This window comes from Pseudonocardia sp. ICBG601 (genome assembly GCF_020496245.1).
The window spans coordinates 19,903-35,112 of sequence record NZ_JAHLJA010000036.1 but is presented as its reverse complement, the minus strand read 5'-3'; the positions used below and the strand labels follow the sequence as shown (position 1 = coordinate 35,112).

General features: G+C 66.5%; 12 protein-coding genes. 5 read left to right on the top strand and 7 right to left on the bottom strand.

Features of this window, described 5'->3' with window-relative positions; all coding sequences use genetic code 11:
* Positions 1-213 precede the first annotated feature (213 nt).
* Genes KPL57_RS13635 through KPL57_RS13615 form a run of 5 tightly spaced genes read right to left on the bottom strand, consistent with a single transcriptional unit; the run spans position 214 to position 4,883 of the window.
* Complete coding sequence (locus tag KPL57_RS13635) at positions 214-2,574, bottom strand: ATP-binding protein (protein WP_226351890.1); 2,361 nt, start codon at positions 2,572-2,574, stop codon at positions 214-216.
* Complete coding sequence (locus KPL57_RS13630) at positions 2,571-3,833, bottom strand: hypothetical protein (RefSeq protein ID WP_226351889.1); 1,263 nt, start codon at positions 3,831-3,833, stop codon at positions 2,571-2,573. The genes KPL57_RS13635 and KPL57_RS13630 overlap by 4 nt, the downstream gene beginning before the upstream one ends.
* Complete coding sequence (locus tag KPL57_RS13625; protein WP_226351888.1) at positions 3,830-4,129, bottom strand: hypothetical protein; 300 nt, start codon at positions 4,127-4,129, stop codon at positions 3,830-3,832. Before KPL57_RS13625 ends, KPL57_RS13630 begins: the two co-directional genes overlap by 4 nt.
* Positions 4,126-4,581, bottom strand: a complete 456-nt coding sequence (locus KPL57_RS13620; RefSeq protein WP_226351887.1) for a hypothetical protein — start codon at positions 4,579-4,581, stop codon at positions 4,126-4,128. The genes KPL57_RS13625 and KPL57_RS13620 overlap by 4 nt, the downstream gene beginning before the upstream one ends.
* Positions 4,578-4,883, bottom strand: a complete 306-nt coding sequence (locus KPL57_RS13615) for a hypothetical protein (RefSeq protein ID WP_226351886.1) — start codon at positions 4,881-4,883, stop codon at positions 4,578-4,580. Before KPL57_RS13615 ends, KPL57_RS13620 begins: the two co-directional genes overlap by 4 nt.
* Before the next feature lie 1,326 nt (positions 4,884-6,209).
* Here KPL57_RS13615 and KPL57_RS13610 point away from each other — a divergent pair.
* Positions 6,210-6,716, top strand: a complete 507-nt coding sequence (locus KPL57_RS13610; protein WP_226351885.1) for a hypothetical protein — start codon at positions 6,210-6,212, stop codon at positions 6,714-6,716.
* A gap of 507 nt (positions 6,717-7,223) precedes the next feature.
* Here the strand turns inward: KPL57_RS13610 and KPL57_RS13605 are convergent.
* The gene (locus KPL57_RS13605) at positions 7,224-8,447 is read right to left on the bottom strand and encodes an ISAs1 family transposase (protein WP_226351754.1); all 1,224 of its coding nucleotides are present in this window, start codon (positions 8,445-8,447) and stop codon (positions 7,224-7,226) included.
* A 1,043-nt stretch (positions 8,448-9,490) separates the two neighbouring features.
* Here KPL57_RS13605 and KPL57_RS13600 point away from each other — a divergent pair.
* On the top strand, positions 9,491-10,993 hold the full coding sequence (locus tag KPL57_RS13600; protein ID WP_226351884.1) for a DUF4158 domain-containing protein: 1,503 nt from the start codon (positions 9,491-9,493) through the stop codon (positions 10,991-10,993).
* 26 nt (positions 10,994-11,019) lie between these two features.
* Here the strand turns inward: KPL57_RS13600 and KPL57_RS13595 are convergent.
* Positions 11,020-12,236 (bottom strand): IS3 family transposase gene (locus tag KPL57_RS13595; protein WP_226351971.1). Its coding sequence is split into 2 segments (ribosomal slippage): positions 11,020-11,933 and positions 11,933-12,236, totalling 1,218 coding nucleotides; the frame shifts between segments, so codons are not numbered across the junction.
* A gap of 28 nt (positions 12,237-12,264) precedes the next feature.
* Here KPL57_RS13595 and KPL57_RS69685 point away from each other — a divergent pair.
* From KPL57_RS69685 to KPL57_RS13580, 3 genes are all read left to right on the top strand, one after another.
* Entirely contained in the window at positions 12,265-12,843 is a 579-nt protein-coding gene (locus KPL57_RS69685; RefSeq protein ID WP_226351883.1) for a Tn3 family transposase, read from the top strand.
* Positions 12,844-13,202: 359 nt separating this feature from the next.
* Positions 13,203-13,562: a hypothetical protein gene (locus tag KPL57_RS13585; protein WP_226351882.1), complete on the top strand. Its 360-nt coding sequence runs from the start codon at positions 13,203-13,205 to the stop codon at positions 13,560-13,562.
* Between the two features lie 874 nt (positions 13,563-14,436).
* Entirely contained in the window at positions 14,437-15,201 is a 765-nt protein-coding gene (locus KPL57_RS13580; protein WP_226350834.1) for a transposase family protein, read from the top strand.
* Positions 15,202-15,210: the final 9 nt, after the last annotated feature.

Here is a 15,210-nt window from a genome sequence, read left to right as displayed (position 1 = left end):
GGGTGCCTGTCCCGTGTTTTCGCTGGTTTTCGTGGGGGTGCGGGGGTTGCCTCACCCCGCCTCACCCCTCACCCCGCAGCCGATCACTGCTGGTGATGAGGGGTGGGGTGTGGGGTGAGGGTGGGGTGAGGGTCGGGGTGGACGTTCACCCCGTCTGCGGGTGCCTCACCCCGTGCCTCACCCCACCCTCACCCCACCCTCACCCCACCGCCGTTAGTCCGGTTCGTGACTGTCGGTGACAGATTCGGTGCCGTCCTCGCCGTCCTCGCTGTCGTCGCCGTGGTCGGTGTCGAGGAGTCGGTCGGCCTGGATGGTGAGCAGGTCGGCGAGGCGGACGACCGGATAGCCCTTGATCGACGCGGCCGGGACACCGGTCTCGGTCAACCAGGCGGCGAGGGTCTTGGCCTCCCAGGCCCCGTAGGTGGGCAGGTCGTGGTCGTGGAGGCGGGCGAGCAGGTCGGAGCGTTTGAGGTGGCGCGCACCTGCCATGACCTCGATCACGACGGGCAGGTGATCGACCTTCGGGACGTCCTGGGCGTCCTGGGGGGTGCTGGTGGCGCTCCGGGTGGCGCGGAGGTTTTTCGCCTGCTGGGCGAGGTCGCCTGCTTGGTCGCCGCTGAGGTAGTGGGTGCGCAGGATGGTGGAGGATTCCCCGGCGGGCAGGTTCATGCCGGCGCCGTTGCAGACCAGGACGCCTTTGTCGATGCCTTGGCGGAGCCGGTGCGGTGCTGCGCCTGCGTCGACGGCGGTGTCGCCGAGGGCCATGCGGGCTTGGGCTTCGGTGCCCACGACCAGGGAGGCGCGGATGTGGGCGCCTTCGCGGACGAGTTTGGGCAGGTTCTGATCGGTCGGGTCCTGGGTGCCTTGCCACAGGGTGACGTTGACTGCGCGGCCCTGGTTGTGCAGGCGGCGGGCGGCGGTGAAGTACCGGGATCGGGCTTTCGTTCCGCCGTAGGGATTCCCGTCGCCGTCGAGGGCTGGGCACATGAATGCCTGTTGGGCTTCGTCGACGATGACGAACAGCGGGTGGAATCCGGAGCCGGGTGCGCGGGCGAGGTCGCGGGTGACGCCGTCGGGGAACCGGTCGCGGTCGAGGGTGGTCAGGCGGCGTTGCATCTCGGCGACGGCGGTTTCGAGGAGGACGGTGGCGGCGATGACGTGCTCATCGGCCGGGCCTTCGACCAGTTCGGTGGCGAGGCCGGTGAACATGTGCCAGTCCCCGATGCCTTTGAGATCGGCGATCCAGAACTCCGTGGTCGGGTCGAAGGCGGCCCAGAGCGCGAGGGCGCGCAGGGCTGCGGTTTTGCCCTGGTTGGACAGGCCGGTGATGAGCAGGTGGTGCTGCTTGAGCGAGATCGAGCACCGGTCGCCGCGAAGGTTTTGCCCCCAGGGTGCGTGGCCGGTGTAGATGTCGGCGTGGATGCCGTCGGGGTCGGTGACCAGGGGGGACGGGCCGATGGGTTGGTCGAGTGCGCCGGGCTCGGCGATCCAGAGCCGCACGGTGCGGCGGGCGGGGATGGTGATGAACAGTTCGTGTTCGTGGCGGTCGAGGTTCTCGGCGAGCTTGCGCCGTCGGGCCTGAATCTCGCTGGTGGTGACCCCCGACGGGAGGCGGATGTCGACCTCGACGCCGTGCCCGGCGATCCGGATCGGGGACAGCATCGCCCCACCCGCATCCTCGCAGCGTTTGATCGCCCTGGTCAGGGTGGGGATACCCAGGTCGCGCAGGGCGATGACCGTCTTCGACGGAGTCACCGCCTCATCGACCGGTCGCTGCCCGGGCGGGGCGACCCACGCCGGAACCTCCGTCCGCGCCCGGCCGAGCGCCCACAGGCCCACGACGGCTCCGCCCAGCGCCAGGGTGGCGAGCAGGGCGCCGTAGACGGTCACGAAGGTGACCACCCAGGCGATCGTGTGGATCACGGTGGTGATGGGGGCGATGACCAGGGAAACATCCCGAGAGGCGATGGCGAGGACGACACCGAGGCCGACCAGCATGCCGAGGGCGATCAGGGCGCTGACTCCGGCGGCGCGTAGCCAGGACAGCGGTGCGTTGACCCAGTCCATCACCCGGCCATGGCGCCGCTGCTTTTCGGCGACGTCGCGGGCCTCCCACTCCAGGAGCCGGTCCTGGTCCCCGGCTGCTTCAGCGGCGCGCATCTGACGCTCATAGCGCGACGTTCCGTGGGTGTCGCGCCACCGCTGGATCAGTACTCCGGCGCCGGAGAACACGAACCACGTGTTCCTGACCAGGGCCTTCGTTCCGCCAACGGTGACCGGATGTGTCGCGACCGCGAGCGCGCCTCGGCCTGCGGCGTGCAGGTCGGAGCGGTAGATGTCGCGCCGCGACACCAGCCCGGTCCCCGGCGGCGAGGTGAGGTCTGTCTGCGGGCCGCAGGTCTGGTCCACGATCTCGCCCTCGACCACCACCGGGGCCTCGGTGTCGGTGTCGTGGTTGTCGGGCCGGTGGTGCAGGGTGATGACCGGCGCCAGCCTGTTATCCCCTGATGACGCGTGGTGGGTCGGGCTGGCGCCGCCCACCTTCTCGTTCTTCTCGCGGTCATCGTTGTTCATCGCGGGCCTCCGGTCTGGTCACGGGCCTCGTTGCGGAGTTGGCGGGCGCGGGCGGCGGAGCAGCGCAGGGCGCGGCGGATGGACTCGGCCGAACTCGGGTCGACCCGGCCCTCGACGGCAGCGGCCCGGAGTAGCTGTCGAAGATCATCGAGGGTGCGGCTGGTCTGGACTGGTTCAAGATCATGGTCGGGGTCGACTCCCGAGGTCGACGATGATCTTGGGTGGGTCGACTGTCGCAGGTCAGGCCTCGACTCCTTATCCGACTCGTCCGGTCGGTGGTCGAGGAGTGCGATGCCACTTCCATGATCATCGTCGGGGTGCGAGTCGAGGTCGGAGTCGAGGTAGTCGAGGTTGTTGGTGAGTCGGGAGCCGACGCATCCCGCGCCCTCGACGAGGGCGGCGAGCGCCCAGTCCCAGTCGTCGTTCCGGGTGCTCGGTGCGTCCGGTGCGACCGGGCAGCCCGGCACGGTCGTCGTGGCCAGGGCTCGTCGTCGGACCTGGTAGGTCCCGGGTCGGTAGGTCAGAGCGGCGGTCCCGTCCGCGCCGATGACCGCGACGGCGTCGCCGATGGCGAGGCGGCGCGCGCGGTCGGTCTTCGTCGCCACGAGCGCGGCGAGCCGCGCCTCTCGGCGTTCGGCCCGTGAGCGCGGTGCCCCGGCGAGGGTGAGCTGGTGGGCGGCGACACCGGCGATCGAGACGACGGCCATCACCACACCGGCAGTGAGGCCCTGGTGGAGGCCGTGGAGCAGGTTCATCGAGGCCGCGACCAGGGAGAACAGCACGACTCCGGCCTGCAACCCGAGCACCGGGCGCTCCGGGGCTCGGTGTCGAGAAGCGACCACGGCGAGCGCGAAGGCCCACATGCCCAGCTCGGTGATCCCGGCCAGCAGCACACCGCCCGGTCCGTAGATGGTCTGCCCGTAGGCGGCCATCGCAGGTGCTGCCAGGGCGAAGGACAGCAGTGCGATCGGGTAGATGAGCAGCTCGACGACGTGGGCGGAGCCCCAGGTCAGAGCCCTGTTCCGGGCGGCTGCTCGTGCAGCTGCGCGGGCCTGGCGTTGTTCGTCCCGTCGCCGCTCGGTCGCCTCGCGGTCGGCGCGTGCCCGTTCCTGGCGGGCGGTCTCGGCGTCGAGCTTGCGTCGTGCTGCGGCGTCGGCGGCCTCTTGGGCGAGGCGGGCGTCCAGGGCGCGGGTCTCCCGGCGCTCTGCTGCCCGCGCCCCGGCCCACGAGTGGTGCGAGGAAGAAGAGGTCGTGGTCATGCCTGCGCCCTCCCCTCGACCCGCTGGCCAGCCGAAACTGGCTCAGGCGGCGTTACAGCGCTGCCGGAGACGGCGTCTGCGGTGGGCAGTTGGACCGGCGCGGTCGCAGCCGTCACGGCACGGCGGGCGCGCCGCAGGCGCATCTCAGCGGCGGCCCACCACACGCCGACGAGCGCGGTCGGGATGGCGAACCACCAGGTCAGACACGTGGTCGCGGCGGTCAGGGCGGTGAGGGCGGCGAGTTCACGGGTGCGGTCGGCGATGGCGGACACGATGTGTCGAGGCGTGGTGCTCATCGACGGAACCTGCGCGTTCCCGGGGCGGGCAGGGTGTGGGCGACGCGGATTACGCCCCAGCGGGGCCCGAACACCGTGGGTCCGACGAACGCGCGGGCGGTCTTTTTGCCGCGTCGTTCGATGCGTCGTCGCGCGGTCCAGGGCACGCACTGCAGGGTGCGGTTGGCGTAGGCGATGTCGGAGGCGCAGGCCGGGTGGTCGAAGCCGATGCCTTCGGCGATGGCGCCTGCGTAGTCGCAGGCCAGGTCGTAGTAGAGGTGCAGGTCCACCCACGGCGGGAACACCGACTCGGTGCTCCCAGTGCCGTCGTCGTTGACGGTCACTCGTGTGACCCAGCCGCCGGAGGCGCGGGTCATGACGACGTGCCCGGCCTCGTGCATCCGGCTCGCCCACAGCGTGGCGGCGCCTTCGGAACGGAAGATCACGGTACGGGCCTGGTTGCGGCGCCTCATGCCACCTCACCACCCGACACAACCCACTGACCAGCGGAAACGGCCACAGGCTGCCGGGTCGGGAACGTCAGTAGCCGGGCAGAGCCCGACGTGTCGTCCGGCTCGCCTGACGGCTCGGCCTGCTCTTCGAGGTCGTGGAGGAGGTTGCCGTAGAGGCGGTCGATGACCTGCTCGGTCAATCCGTCCGGGCACCAGGAAAAGCCCTGGTCAACGCCGGGATCAGGGTCGCTGTCGGGGGAGTCTGGAAGGAAAGTTCCACCCACCGGTGGATGCGTGCAGACGCCAAGGGCAGCATGGCCCATAGCCGATCACCTTCTCGTAAAGGTTGTTCGGTTAGGTCGCCGCCCCGGAGTGGAATCCTGGGCGGTGACCGCAACCCCGCCGGGCTGGCGGGCTCGCTCCTCAAGCTAGACACGACCCCGCACCGGCTGTCAAGCACTAATCTCGACCGGCCTGCCCGCCGTCACCTGCGCCCCACATTGATCACGGAACGTGACGATGGGCTCGAATGGCTGCCTGGGCGCCGTTTTTGCTGGTCAGCCCACGTTCAGGGTGATCTTCGGCGCGTGTGAGCGCGCTGGCCGTTGAGGGGGTGGCACGGCTTGAGCCGTGCCACCCCCTCAAGCCGTGCCAGGGGAAAATGGGTATTGACCTGGGTAAACAGTAGGGGTGGCACGGCTGTCTCGGCTTGACTCGGCTTGGGGGTCGTTTCGGGACACCCCCTGGAGTCTCACTCTGCGTGACGGGCCGGGGCCGAGTGGGGCGCGCCAGCGGTCTCGATTATCGGTGGTGCGTGGTTGCGTTTCCGGTGCTGCAGGGTGCGGCGCTCTGCAGGTGTTGCTGAGTACTCCCCTGCCGCCTCTTCTGCCGCTTGTAGTACCGGAGGGCTGGGCGTTGTCAGAGCCACGGATGAGGGCTCTTTTGCGCTAGGGCGGGGGTGGCGCCGGGCACGGTATTGATGTGACTGGTTGTGCGGTTTCAAAGGTGCCGCAGGATGGATTTAGCATCTGCTTGCACGGTGTTTTGGTGCGTGCAGGAGCCCCCGCATCCGCCCGATGCGCGATCCGGCGGATGTGGGGGTTGTCGCGCTATCGTTGAGGTCGCGTGTCCTCGGTGCTGTCGGCCTGACAGGTGGCCCAGTAACTCCCGAGAGAGGCTTTGTTACTCCCGAGAGAGCACAAGATCGTTTTCGGGGCCGTCTTCTGGACTTGCCCCTGGGTGTTCTCGAGTCGGTCATCGCTGTGACCTGCTGTTGTGTGATGGTTGAGTGAGTTCCGGTGGGTCGGGCTGGCGCCCGACACCTCAACCACCCTGCTTCGCTGACGGCCGGTCGAGGTGTCGGGCGCCAGCCCGACCCACCGGGAGAGTGGTCGCGGAGCGGCCATGATCATCAGTACGTAGTTCCATGCTTTGGAAAAGGTCAAGGTCAAGGTCAACTGACTGCGGCGAGGGTGGGCGGTTTGGGTTGGTTTGGGCGTATCTGTCCGTAGTGCGTAGTGTGCTGAGCGTGTTCGTGTGATTGCTGCTGGTAGTGGTTCTTGACCAACGGGGGGGGGGCGTGTTCGCATGCGGTCATGTGCACGAAGAGGTTCGCATCCGTGTCCCGCGTTATCGGGACTGTGTTGGTTATGGCTGTCGCAATGGGTTCAGCTAGCGGAATCGCTGCTGCGGATACTCCGCGCCTGACTAGTACTCCAGCGGAGGTCGCTCAGTCCATTGCGCCCGCGTTCAGTTTCAATAAGATCGCGATTGGGCAAACCGCGCAAGCCGCTTATGCGAATGACGATGAGCGCAATTACCAGATTATCTTGCGTTATGTGAACACTGCTACCGCGATCCCGACGTTCGATCGCAATGGTGCGATTAATGCTGGAGCAGACCCCGCATGGGTCGACGAATTCGATGCCGCCTTTAAAGACATTGCGCCCCGTGTCGCAGAAATGAAGAAGGCGGACCCGGCTAAGTATGCGGGTGGGGTGGGCGGCTATTCGTGGAGCTGCATCGTGGCTATCGCCGACATGGCGGGTGCGACGGTTGCGGCGGTGGCTGCAATCTTCGCTTCAGGGGGAGGTCTTGCGGTCGCATTAGCGTTCTATGGGCTCTCGGGGGCTGGACTTAGCCTTAGCTGCTACTAGGCGCAGCTTGGAGATTCCGATTAGGGACGACTGGTCGATTGTCGAGAGAAGGCGAAACCTTATGAAATCTCGTCAACCTCTGTGGTGGCTGCGCTGGTTTGGACTGCCAGCTGTCACGCTGGGGGTGCTGGGAGGTGGGATCGCTTACTTTTCTATCGGCGGCTTTTCTCTACTGCTGCTTCTTTTGCTGAAAACCCTACTTCTGGGGTTTATACTTGGACTGCTAATTCGCTACAAGTAGTTTCTCGGCTGCTGTGACTGACTCGATAATGTCGGAGTCGGGTGGTAGTTGTAGGCGCCGGTTCGGCGGTCGTGGGCAAGTCGATCCGGACCGGAGCCCGCTCTGGCGGGTGAGGACCGGAAGCGGCGCGGCAGCCCGGGGTTGTTCGGTTCAGCGCAGCGCCCTGCTCTGCGGGACCTCGTCTTTTGCGTTACCCACTTGGCTGGGCTAAGTGTCTAGCGTGCTGCGCCGCAGGCGGGGCCGTGGCCAGGGCCCCGGCAAAGTCGCTAGATGATCTTGTAGGTGGTCAGTGGTCGATGGGGGTCGCGGGCGTGGTGGCGGAGTGCTGCGGCGATGTTGCTGACGCCGTGCAGGCGTAGCGCGGTGATCGCGAGGTTCCGCAACGCCGACATGACCTGCGGGGCGTGACCGGTGTGGGCGGTGGCGCGGTCTTCGTCGAAGCAGACATCACGGACCCAGTGCAGGCGATTCTCGATCGACCAGTGCCCACGGATCCAGCGGGCGAGCAGTCCTGGATCGGCGTCGGTGCTGGTCAGGCTGGTGATCGCGTAGGCGGTCTCGGTTCTCCACTTCCCGCCAGGCCGCAGTGGGCGACGCCGGCGCACCAGCTTGATCGCCTGGGATGCGTGGGGGAAGAACTCTGCGCCCAGGTCGGGACAGGGGTGCAGGCTGACCACGCTGATCGTGCGGGTCTCGACGCGGCCGTGCCCACGCCCGCGTTGACGATCAGCGACGCCGATCTGGGTCCAGGGCAGCGCCCGTACCCGTGCCAGCAGCGTGGGCTGGTTCGCTTTGATCGTCATCAGGTAGTGCCCGCCGCGGCGGTGTAGGTAGTCGGCGTGGGCTCGCTGGGTGTGCAGAGCGTCCGCGGTGACCAGTACATCGTCGAGGTCGAGGGGGTCGAGCAGCGCGGTGAACGCGGTGATCTCGCTGCCCTTCTCTGCGACCTGAACCTGGCCGAGCACGCCACCGCTGGTCTGGTCGAGCACCGACACCAGATGCGGGAGCCAGACCCTGCCGTCGGCGGCACGGACGCGGGCGCCGCGCAGGGTCTTGCCGTCCAAGGCCAGCACGCGACGCTGTTCTCGCCGGGGTGTGCCCTCCGCCGCCGGCTGGGCGCTGAGCTGGGGCAACACCCAGGACTGCAACGCCGCCTCCAGCGCCGAGGCGTCGACCCGTTGCAGGACCCGGCGGATGGTCGACTCGTGCGGAGCGACCGCGCCCACCCCGAGCACGTCCAGCACGGCGCGGCCGACGTCATGGGCGTACTCGGCGATCGCGGTGAACGACCGGGCCCCCGCCAACACCGCGCACGCCCCCAGTAGCAACACCGCGAGGACACCGTGGCGGACACCGCGTGGTTTCCGCGGGTCCGGCACTCGCGACAGGGCCTCCACCAGCGACAACCCCGCCGCCTCACCGACCGGCGCGGCTCTCCCCGCGTCAGGACCGACCTCCAGGCCTTCCAGAGCAGCAACGATCGGAGACACTGACACTGCGGACACAGGCTTCCTGACGTGAGCAAGGATTCGACACCCTCATGATCACGCCAAGCCTGTGTCCGCACCCACCCCCACCCCCCACATCACCGCAGCTCAGGACCCACCCATCACGACTTTGCCGGGGCCCTGGGGCCGTGGCCGTTCTCCCGGGCGGCGCGGCTGGGAGTGGCGCGTCTGCGCGGGACCGGCGCCCGGTCCCGGGATCACAGCACTGTGCATAGGTGTGGTGGCTGTTGATCTTGGGGTGTCGGTGTCGAGCGCGAAGCGCGCGTGCGTTGTCGGCCCGGTGGGCCGAGTCGGTGGCGTTCCGCCACTGACGATCAACAGCCACCGCACCCATGCATCATCTGATGATCGTCGGCGGTGGGCTTCGGTTCGGTGCTGGTCGTGGTCCCGGGGCTGCCGGTTCACGGCGCAGCAAGATATGCACTTTTGTTCCAAAAATGCTGCTGCTGCTGCTGTCACCGGGACGTCGTCGTCTGGTCGGAGGCGGGTCGGGTGGGGTGACACGCCCGGCTGACCTGGGGATACGCGACAGACGGGCCTGTGACCTGGAATGATTCGAGTCAGCCAGCAGCAACAACAAGCCAAGTCAGAGTTTCGGGTGAGCGCCAGCGAGCCCGCACCCCTCCGGCCGCGTCAGCGGCCGGAGACAACACAGGGCGAAGCTCAATGCCCTAGACCGGCACCGCGCCCCTGGCGGCGGTGGTCAGGAGTTCCCCCGGATGACCAGCTCTGACCTGTGGGTTCCCCCCGGCGCTGTTCCCGATGCTGTCCCCGGTGCCGGTTCCCGGGGCTCTGAGAGCCTCTGTGCGGCCCCGTTCGAGGGGCCGGGCTACCCTAGTCGGGGGCCTGCCGTTTGAGGCGTCTACGGCGATCTGGGGGCGTTTGTGGAGGTCGCGGTACCCGCTCGCCGCGGACGAGTTGGGGTGCCGGTAAGGATCGTGTCATCAGCCGCAAACGAGCGCTGGGGGCTTGACCCTGAATCTCTGGTCGCGGCGGTGTCCGGGGGGTGGGAGTAGCGTCCGTGCGTGGCGCGTGAGCTGGGTCAGGACGAACTGATCGATCGGTGGACGCTGGTCGAGGCCGAGCTGGCGATGGTGGCCGGCAAGCGTGGCGCGACGCGGCTCGGGTTCGCGGTGTTGCTGCGCTTTTACACCGAGCACGGCCGGTTTCCCCGCAGCCGGAGCGAGATCCCCGACGCCGCTGTGGACTACGTGGCCCGGCAGGTCGGTGTGCCGGTGACCGAGCTGGCGTTCTACGACTGGTCCGGCCGCACGATCGAGTTCCATCGCAGCCAGATTCGCCGGACACTGGGGTTCCGGGAGTGCAGCGTCGCCGACGCCGACAAGCTCACCGAGTGGCTGGTCACCACCGTCACCCAGACCGAGCGCGGCGCTGAACGTGTCCGTGACCAGCTGCTGGACCGGTGCCGGGAGGAACGTATCGAGCCGCCCACCGGCGGCCGCGTCGACCGGATCGTGCGCTCGGCGCTGCACCGCGGCGAGGAGCTGCTGTTCGCACGGGTGGCGATCCGCTTATCCGAGGCGGTGCGCGTTCGGCTGTTCGCCTTGGTCGCGGCCGGTGCCGATGACGACGGCCAACCCGGCGGGGACGGTGACGGGCCGGCGGTGCTGGCCTCGATCCGGTCCGATCCGGGCAACGTCAGCCTGAACACGATGTTGACCGAGATCGCCAAGCTGGAAGCGGTACGGGCGGTCGGCCTGTCAGCCGGCGTGTTCGCCGACATCGCCCCGAAGGTGGTCGCCGCCTGGCGGGCGCGGGCGGCGGTCGAGGCGCCCAGCCACCTGCGCGGACACGCGCCTGAGGTGACGCTGGCCCTGCTGGCGGCGTTGTTGCACTGCCGGGAACGGGAGATCACCGACACGCTGGTCGAGCTGCTGATCTCCACCGTGCACCGGATCAACGCCCGCGCCGAGGTCCGGGTGACCAAGGAGCTGATCAAGGAGTTCAAGCGGGTCACCGGCAAGGAGAACTTGCTGTTCCGGGTCGCCGAGGCGACCGTGAACGCCGGCGACCAGCTCGTGCGCGACACCGTGTTCCCGGTCGCGCCGCAGGCCGTGCTGGCCGACCTGATCGCGGAGTTCAAGTCCTCCGGGCCGACCTACCAGCGCACCGTGAAGGCCACGCTGAAGGGCTCCTACACCAACCACTACCGGACTGGGCTGATCAAGCTGCTGGACGTGCTGGAGTTCCGCAGCAACAACACCACCCACCGGCCGGTGCTCGACGCGCTGGAGCTGATCACCCGCTACGCCAGCGCCGGGAACCTGCACTACTACCCGGCCGGCGAGCACATCCCGGTCCATCGCGGCCTGAGCGAGGACTGGGAGGCGCTGGTTTACAAGGACGACAAGCGCCGCCGGCAACGGGTCGTGCGCATGGTCTACGAGGTGTGCACCTTCCAGGCGCTACGCGAGCAGTTGCGGTGCAAGGAAATCTGGGTCGTCGGCGCGGACACCTGGCGCAACCCGGCCGAAGACCTTCCGACCGATTTCGAGGACGGGCCTTGACCCCGGATCTTGGACACGGTGGTTGATTACGCGGCTGTGGCTGTGACGGTAGCCGGGAGGGCCTGTTCGTAGGTGTTCGGGGACAGGTGCTGGCAGTAGGAGTGCCGTCGGCGGGTGTTGTAGCGGGTCAGCCATCTGAAGACCTGCCGTCGGCAGGTGGCCGCGTCGGGCCAGCAGGTGTTGTCCTGGAGGACCTCGCGTTTGACGGTGGCGTTGAACGACTCGGCCAGGGCGTTGTCCGCCGACGACCCGACCGCGCCCATGGAACGGGTCACCCCGAGCCGGTCGCAGAGCTCGGCGTAGGCACTCGAGGTGTAGACCGCTCCGTGGTCGCTGTGGAAGACCGCCCCGCGCAGCGACCCACGAGCCCGTTCCGCGGCGTGGAGCGCGTCGTTGACCAGGTCGGTGCGCATGTGATCAGCCAGGGCCCAGCCGGCGAGTTTGCGGGAGCAGCAGTCGATCACCGTGGCCAGATACAGGTTCGTCCCGCCTGCGAGGGGCAGGTAGGTGATGTCACCGACGTAGACCTGGTTCGGTGCTGGGGCGGTGAAATCCCGCCTGAGCAGGTCGGGCACCGTCTGCCGGGGCTGCTCGACGATCGTGGTGTGCACGCGGCGTCGGCGGCGGTAGCCGGCGATCCCGGCCGCGCGCATGACCCGCGCGACGCGTTTGTGGTTGACCCGATCGGCGGCGGCGACACCGTCGTTGAGCTCTGTGGTGGCCCGCGGCGCACCGATGGTGTTGTCGCCGTCATGGATCGTCTGGATCCGCGCCACCAACACCGCATCACCAGCGGCCCGCCGCGCCCGGACCGGGGCCGCAGCCAACCAGGCGTAGAACGACGACCTCGAGACGTGCACGAGCTCGCACAACCGCTTCACCTCGAAGGTGTGCCGGTGGTCAGCGACGAACTGGAAGCGGGTCACCAGCGCGTCTCCCCCGCGAAATACTTGGCCGCCCGCTGCAGGATCTCCCGCTCGGCGGTCAGCTTCTTCTCGCTGATCTCGAGTTCACGGACCCGGGCCTCGAGACGGGCGATCTTCTGCCTCGGTGGTTCCTCCCCACCCAGGCCCGACCCCGGCGTGGTACGCATGGGCTGTACCGGGCTGGGGCAGCTACTGCCATCAGCTGCGGTCTTGTTCCCCGTGCCGTGGATCGTGAGCCAGTCCCGCAACGTGCCCCGCGCGATGCCCAGGTCGTCGGCGATACCACGGACGGTGGCACCCGGGGTGGACTCATACAGATCAACAGCCTGCCGACGGAACTCGTCGGTGAAACTCTTCCATCGCGTCGAGCACTACCAGGCGCTGCGCAAGCCGCTGGACCCCAGCCAGTTCATCGCCGACCTGCAAGCCGAGATGCGCGCCGAGCTGGAGGCCCTGCACACCGCCCTGCCGGGCTGCGATTGGTTGTCGATTAGCGACCGCGCGGCTGGCGCGGTCAAGCTGGCCCCGCTGGAGGCCTCGCCGGAGCCGCGCAACCTGCGCCGGCTCAAGCAGGCTGTGCAGGCCCGGTGGGGCACGGTGCCGCTGATCGACATGCTCAAGGAGGCGGTGCTGCGCACCGGCTGCCTGTCGGCGGTGACCTCGGTCGCCGACCGCGGCACCTTGCCCGAGCACGTGCTGGCCGAGCGGTTGCTGCTGGCTATCTACGGGTACGGCACCAACACCGGCATCCGTGCGGTCGCCGGCGGCGAGCACGGGCATTCCGAGGACGAGATTCGCTACGCCCGGCGCCGCTACCTGAGCACCGAGGCCGCGCGGCAGATCGCGATCGAGATCGCCAACGCCACACGCGGCCGAGAACTCCAGTCGCGGAAGTCTTCGTCCCCGCGACGCCTGCTCTGGTAAGGGCCAGCAGGTAGGGGATGGGTAGCCCTGTCTCGATCATGCGGATGATCGGGGTGAGGTCCATCAGCTCAGGAGGGCTCGGGATCACCAGGGCATCGGCGATGCAGGCGTCTGGCTCACCGAGCATCGCGTGAAGAGCCGGCGGGCTGGTCCACGTGTCGTCGTATCGACGACCACCCCGAACGTCAACCACACGTTGACACCACAACTTTAGGGTGAAATAGACATAAAAATACAAAGCTCACGAAAAAGAAGGAACGCCTCAAAAAGGACACCATCGAAAACCACTCACCGCGACAGTGCAACTACGCTACGCATACGCCCTTGACAGAGAGTAGTCACCATGCTCGGATGTCACCATGCAACCAAAGACGATTGCGCGCTCCCTCGCCATCGCGGCATTCATCACCGCCATCGCAATGGGCTCAACCAGCGGAATCGCCGCAGCAGACACCCCACACCCTGCCGACACCCCCACAGCTGCGGTCCTTCAAAATGGTGAAAACCCCGCCGTTGCGGAGCACTTTCGGACAGCAAAGCCTTTTTCTGATCAGCCTGGAACTCAGTTGATGGCCCATATTGTGGTGACCGAGGTGCAGCCGGGAAAGAGGAGTCCAAATAAGGTCGCGGAGTGTTATCAAGCCCAAGGCGGGGACTGTAATATTTCCCAATCTATTGCATTGCAAGCATCGGTAAATTCGACGGTTGGAGTCGTTTGAGGTGCTGAATGCCCAGCTGGGTGGTGGGTACTCGAAGACATTGACTACGCAGATCTCTTGCTCGAAAAAGCTAGCTCCTCGACAGTACCTGCGTGCTTACCCTAGTGGTGATTTCGTTTTCTTTACAGTGAATGGGCAGAAGGGGACGGCTTTCCTGCCGACGGGTATCCAGTGCCTTACTGAGGTCTAGGATGTCGGGCTGGACTCGGCGAATCAAGGCGATAGCTGCGCTGACAGTGCTCGTGGCGGTGATAACAGCGTGCGCGCCGGAATCCCTGATAGGTGGGGAAAACCTGTCTGATCCTGTTTTCCTACAGCTGCAGGATGAAGCACGACGTATCGCAGCCGGAGCATTAAAGAGTGTACCGGACCAGACTTTTGCGTCTGGCTCAGGAAGGGCTGACCTGCGGGCTGATCTAACCTTGACCGGCTTTCGGGGGACATGGCCGCTGATGCTCAGTGCATCGTGCGTCGGAACTGGATTCGTAACATTACTTATCGGTCAGCGCAGAGTGCTACTATCTTGCTCTGGTTCGGAAGTTGTAACGTTTCAACCAGAGCGCTCTGCCGCGACGCAAAATGAAATTATAATCCGAGTTGAACATCCGGCTTGGGAAAAGTCGGCGTGGGCTGTGGCCGTTACCAGTTGATCTTGGCCTAAGAATGTGTTTAAAAAGATCTTTTTCAGTGTCTCTCGCGTGTTCGTAACGCAACATCGCTCGGGAACTTCCGCATGTCACACAAGTGAAGTGATGGAGGCTTATTCAGGGCCCGTGAAATAACGATCTAGCCCGGCGTGTCGGGTTGGGCGACAGCCCGTCCATCGCGAAGATTGGTTTGTCGAATCAATCCGAGATGAATGGGCTGTCGCAGTATGTACTATACCACTGGCTTTCGGCGTGATGAGATTCAGGATCTTGCCGCTCTGGTGCATGAGCAGGATCAGCGGAACGCGACTGGCCTGCGACGGCCTTGGCCGCCGATTCTGGGATTGTTCTGGTCGGTGGTGATCACGTTGGCGTATCTGCGCGGGAATCGTGTGCAGTGGGAGTTGGCGGAAACCTACGGGGTGTCGCAGTCGACGGTCAGTCGAGCGATCGCGGGGGTGACACCGTTGCTGGCGCAGGCGCTGCGGAGTGTAGTTCCGACTGCGGAGGAGCTTCGTGCCGATCGGCAGTACATCATCGACGGAACCCTGCTGCCCTGCTGGTCATGGACCGCCGTACCAGGTCTGTGGTCGGGCAAGCATCGCACCACCGGCGTCGTCGTCCAGGTCGCAGCCACCCTGGAAGGGCAGCTGTCGTGGATCTCCGACCCGACCCCAGGCTCCCGACACGACCTACATTGCCTCGACCAATCCGGCGCCCTCGACCACCTCGCCACATACCCACCGATCGGCGATAAAGGCTACATCGGGCGCGGCATGCTCACCCCGTTCAAAAAACAACCCGGCCGGGAACTTCTCGACTGGCAGAAAACATTCAACAAGAGCCTCAACCGCACACGCGCCACCATCGAGCGAGTCATCGCCCATATCAAGTCGTGGAAAGTTCTCCACACAGACTACCGTCGACCCTACGCCACATTTAAAACGACGATCTCGGCAGTCATCGGACTCATCTTCTACGCACTTACCTGACGGAGCCTG

Excerpts from the sequence above, each read along its gene's own strand:
- KPL57_RS13635 (WP_226351890.1), bottom strand. The coding sequence starts at position 2,574 with ATGAACAACGATGACCGCGAGAAGAACGAGAAGGTGGGCGGCGCCAGC.
- KPL57_RS13630 (WP_226351889.1), bottom strand. The coding sequence starts at position 3,833 with ATGACCACGACCTCTTCTTCCTCGCACCACTCGTGGGCCGGGGCGCGG.
- KPL57_RS13625 (WP_226351888.1), bottom strand. The coding sequence starts at position 4,129 with ATGAGCACCACGCCTCGACACATCGTGTCCGCCATCGCCGACCGCACC.
- KPL57_RS13620 (WP_226351887.1), bottom strand. The coding sequence starts at position 4,581 with ATGAGGCGCCGCAACCAGGCCCGTACCGTGATCTTCCGTTCCGAAGGC.
- KPL57_RS13615 (WP_226351886.1), bottom strand. The coding sequence starts at position 4,883 with ATGGGCCATGCTGCCCTTGGCGTCTGCACGCATCCACCGGTGGGTGGA.
- KPL57_RS13610 (WP_226351885.1), top strand. The coding sequence starts at position 6,210 with ATGGCTGTCGCAATGGGTTCAGCTAGCGGAATCGCTGCTGCGGATACT.
- KPL57_RS13585 (WP_226351882.1), top strand. The coding sequence starts at position 13,203 with ATGCAACCAAAGACGATTGCGCGCTCCCTCGCCATCGCGGCATTCATC.
- KPL57_RS13580 (WP_226350834.1), top strand. The coding sequence starts at position 14,437 with ATGTACTATACCACTGGCTTTCGGCGTGATGAGATTCAGGATCTTGCC.